This window comes from uncultured Candidatus Kuenenia sp. (assembly GCF_900696675.1).
GTDB classification, from domain to species: Bacteria; Planctomycetota; Brocadiia; order Brocadiales; family Brocadiaceae; genus Kuenenia; species Kuenenia stuttgartiensis_A.
This window is the reverse complement of sequence record NZ_CAADGZ010000222.1, coordinates 1-2907: the sequence shown is the minus strand read 5'-3', so window position 1 is coordinate 2907 and position 2907 is coordinate 1. Positions and strand designations below refer to the sequence as shown.

The following is a 2907-nucleotide window of genomic DNA, read 5'->3' as shown; positions in this document are numbered from 1 at the left end:
GAGAAAGGCCAGAAGTTCTCTTGTTCACTGATGACCGCTTCAGCCCTTGATATTAAAGCACTTACGGAAATGGCGGCATGAAAAACACGCATAAAAAACAAGAAATTGATGGATAGTAGTACAAAGACTAACCACATAGGACACAATGACTGAAAACGAGCTTTCACATAAAATTATAGGGATAGCAATAGAAATACATAATGCATTTGGTCTCGGCTTGCTGGAAAGCGCATACAAAGAGTGTATGTATTACAAAATTAGCAAATCAGGACTTTTTGTAGAAAAAGAAAAACCGATGCCGCTGTTTTTTGAAGAAGTACAATTAGAATGTGGCTACAGGATAGATTTGTTGGTAGAGAATAAATTGGTGCTTGAAATAAAAAGTGTTGACGCATTAAATAATATTCACCTTGCACAAACCCTCACCTATCTGAAGTTAGGGAATTACAAACTGGGGTTATTTTTGTGGTTAATTTTTTTTATTAATCAATGAATAAAAACGCCTTTTTTGTATTAAGCGCCATCGCCTTCCTTATAATAACCATAGTTTTCTACCTAACCATAGACTCCTTACGTATACACAAGACACCTATTCGTAATAACCATCTGGAATTTCAAAGACTTTTACATGGTGTTGGTATTGGAGCAACAACGAAACCTGCCTGGTGTTTTATTAATTTTGACCCGCGAATAGACCCAAGATGTACTTGTATCGAATGGCCAATTCCGGGTGGATACTGTTATTGCCCTGACCATACCGGCACCGTTTCTTTTATCTCCGATATGATAGAAATGGGGGTGGCGGTGGAAATACTTAAATAGCCCCCTAAAAATAAGCAGGAACATTAGTTTTTGAAAAAAACACCGTGAAAAGATACGTTAATACATTTTTGAAAACTAATGCTTAATGTAAAAGAATAGCGGCAAATGAGCAACAACTTGAGAATTGAACATTGAGAATCGAATATTGAATATTTGGCCCGGTCTTCGGAACTTTCGGAAAAGCATTTTGCTTTTTCAAAAGACTAAAGTATTACATTAAATGACACTTTCAAAGTGTGATTGCACGCAGAAAGGGATATTTTGGGTTTATTTTGAATTTTATGCTTTGTTGTTCGGATTTGTTTCGGATTTCGCACTTCGCACTTCGAAATTCGTATTTTTTATTTCTTGTCTGTGGCGGAATAGTTAAGGATTTTTCAGCAATGCATCACGCAACACCTGTATTGTGTGAGTGCAGGAGACTTTTGACCCTTTTGTGGCAAGTATATCCTCAATTTGCAGACGGCAGCCCGGGCAGCCTGTTGCAACGGCCTCTGCCTTGCTATTTTCAATAGCCTTTGCCTTGTATTCGGCAATCTTCATTGACAGATCGTAGTGCAACAGATTAAAGACGCCACCACCCCCGCAGCACCGTTCCGGAGTATCCATTTCATGGAAATCGGCGGACAGCTTCAGGATGTTTCTGGGTTGTTTTGAAATATTTTGTCCCCAGTAAAGATGGCAGGGGTCGTGGTAGGTAATTTTCGTTTTTAGCGGCTTGATAGTGTACGGTAAATATTTTTCAATAAACTCAGATACGTCGTACAGTTTCTTTGCAAAAATCTGGCAAGGGTCGTTCAATGTGCGTGAATAATCTTTCCGTAATGCCCTGCCGCAGGTGGCGCATGCGGTGACAATATAATCCAGATTTTCACTTTCAAATACACGGCTATTTATCTCTGCAAGTTTACGCGCTGTCCTGAAGTCTCCCAACGAATTCGCTGGAATACCGCAGCACAACTGTTCTTCTGGTACAATTACTTCCACGCCAAGGTGGGTAAGTGTCTCAACAACCGCATCGGCGATGTCCGGATAAACATAATTGGTGAGGCATCCTACAAAAAACCCAACCCGCATTTTTGCAGTGTTTGTTTTTGTCCGGGAAGAATGCCATTTGTCCAACGCGGGTTTCTTTGCCAATGGAGGAATCCATCTTCCTCCCATAAGTGCAAAGGGGAGGTGTCTCATGGCGCCACGTTGTTTTAACGGTATGATACGCTGAAAAATACTTGCGGTTTTTAAGAAAAAATTAAAAAGCCACCTGCGGGTTAAAACGACCCTGAAAATAATACGGGGAATAAACCATATCCCAATGTGATTTGCCAGGTCATTCAGCATCGTTTGTATGATTAAATCGTAATCAACATTTGAAGGGCAGATACTGGAACACCGAAAGCATTTTTTGCAGGATAGCAAATAATCTCTTAACCGTTCCGTATAAAAAATCTCACCATTCCTGATTGCCTCAGCAAGACTGATGCGCCCCCGCGCAACCATTGATTCCTCTCCGGTTTCTAAAAAAACCGGGCATATGGAGCGGCATTTCCCGCATTTCGCACATTTGTCAATTTCAGTTTTGAAGGCGTTATTATCCATGGTTATTCAAAAAAAGGGAAAAACGCTTGTACCGCCTCCCCTTTTGCAGACCCTGTTGTATTAAAAACAATACGATGCTGTTGCAAATAGTATAAATCATAATTGTTTATAAGCAATCAATTATAAAAAACAGGCATTAGTACTACTGCGACATTTTATTCTTACACCGCAAACACAGTATAGGTAAATTATTTAATATCTATAAATTTTTGTAGAATTCTGTAAAAATCATGTTAAACTGGCACTTGTCGTAGGAAAACACATTTTATTAATAATGTGGAAAACCACGCCCTGTGGGCGTGGTCAGAGTTTAAAGGCTTTGCCAGTAAAACGACTCATTGTTACAATCTAAGTTGAGTTGTCCCACAACATCAACAAAGGAGTAACAAATGAGTCGATTTCGCAAATTATCGCATACGATATGGCATTGTCAATATCATATTCTTTGGACACCAAAATATCGTCTAAGAATACTTACTGGTCAAGTAG

General features: G+C 39.4%; 3 protein-coding genes and 1 pseudogene. 3 read left to right on the top strand and 1 reads right to left on the bottom strand.

What is annotated here, in order from left to right; genetic code table 11:
- Window positions 1–145: 145 nt before the first annotated feature.
- Together QZT26_RS17065 and QZT26_RS17060 are read left to right on the top strand one after the other, a co-directional pair.
- Window positions 146–493, top strand: a complete 348-nt coding sequence (locus QZT26_RS17065; RefSeq protein ID WP_099326062.1) for a GxxExxY protein — start codon at window positions 146–148, stop codon at window positions 491–493.
- Window positions 490–822 (top strand): hypothetical protein, encoded by a 333-nt coding sequence (locus QZT26_RS17060; RefSeq protein WP_099326063.1) that lies wholly within the window; start codon window positions 490–492, stop codon window positions 820–822. The genes QZT26_RS17065 and QZT26_RS17060 overlap by 4 nt, the downstream gene beginning before the upstream one ends.
- 366 nt (window positions 823–1188) lie before the next feature.
- Here QZT26_RS17060 and QZT26_RS17055 read toward each other — a convergent pair whose 3' ends face one another.
- Window positions 1189–2418: a (Fe-S)-binding protein gene (locus QZT26_RS17055; RefSeq protein ID WP_099326064.1), complete on the bottom strand. Its 1230-nt coding sequence runs from the start codon at window positions 2416–2418 to the stop codon at window positions 1189–1191.
- A gap of 389 nt (window positions 2419–2807) precedes the next feature.
- On the opposite strand from QZT26_RS17055, the pseudogene QZT26_RS17050 reads away from it, so the two are divergent.
- Window positions 2808–2907, top strand: a pseudogene (locus QZT26_RS17050) (IS200/IS605 family transposase); the annotation flags it as partial.

Excerpts from the sequence above, each read along its gene's own strand:
- QZT26_RS17065 (WP_099326062.1), top strand. The coding sequence starts at position 146 with ATGACTGAAAACGAGCTTTCACATAAAATTATAGGGATAGCAATAGAA.
- QZT26_RS17060 (WP_099326063.1), top strand. The coding sequence starts at position 490 with ATGAATAAAAACGCCTTTTTTGTATTAAGCGCCATCGCCTTCCTTATA.
- QZT26_RS17055 (WP_099326064.1), bottom strand. The coding sequence starts at position 2,418 with ATGGATAATAACGCCTTCAAAACTGAAATTGACAAATGTGCGAAATGC.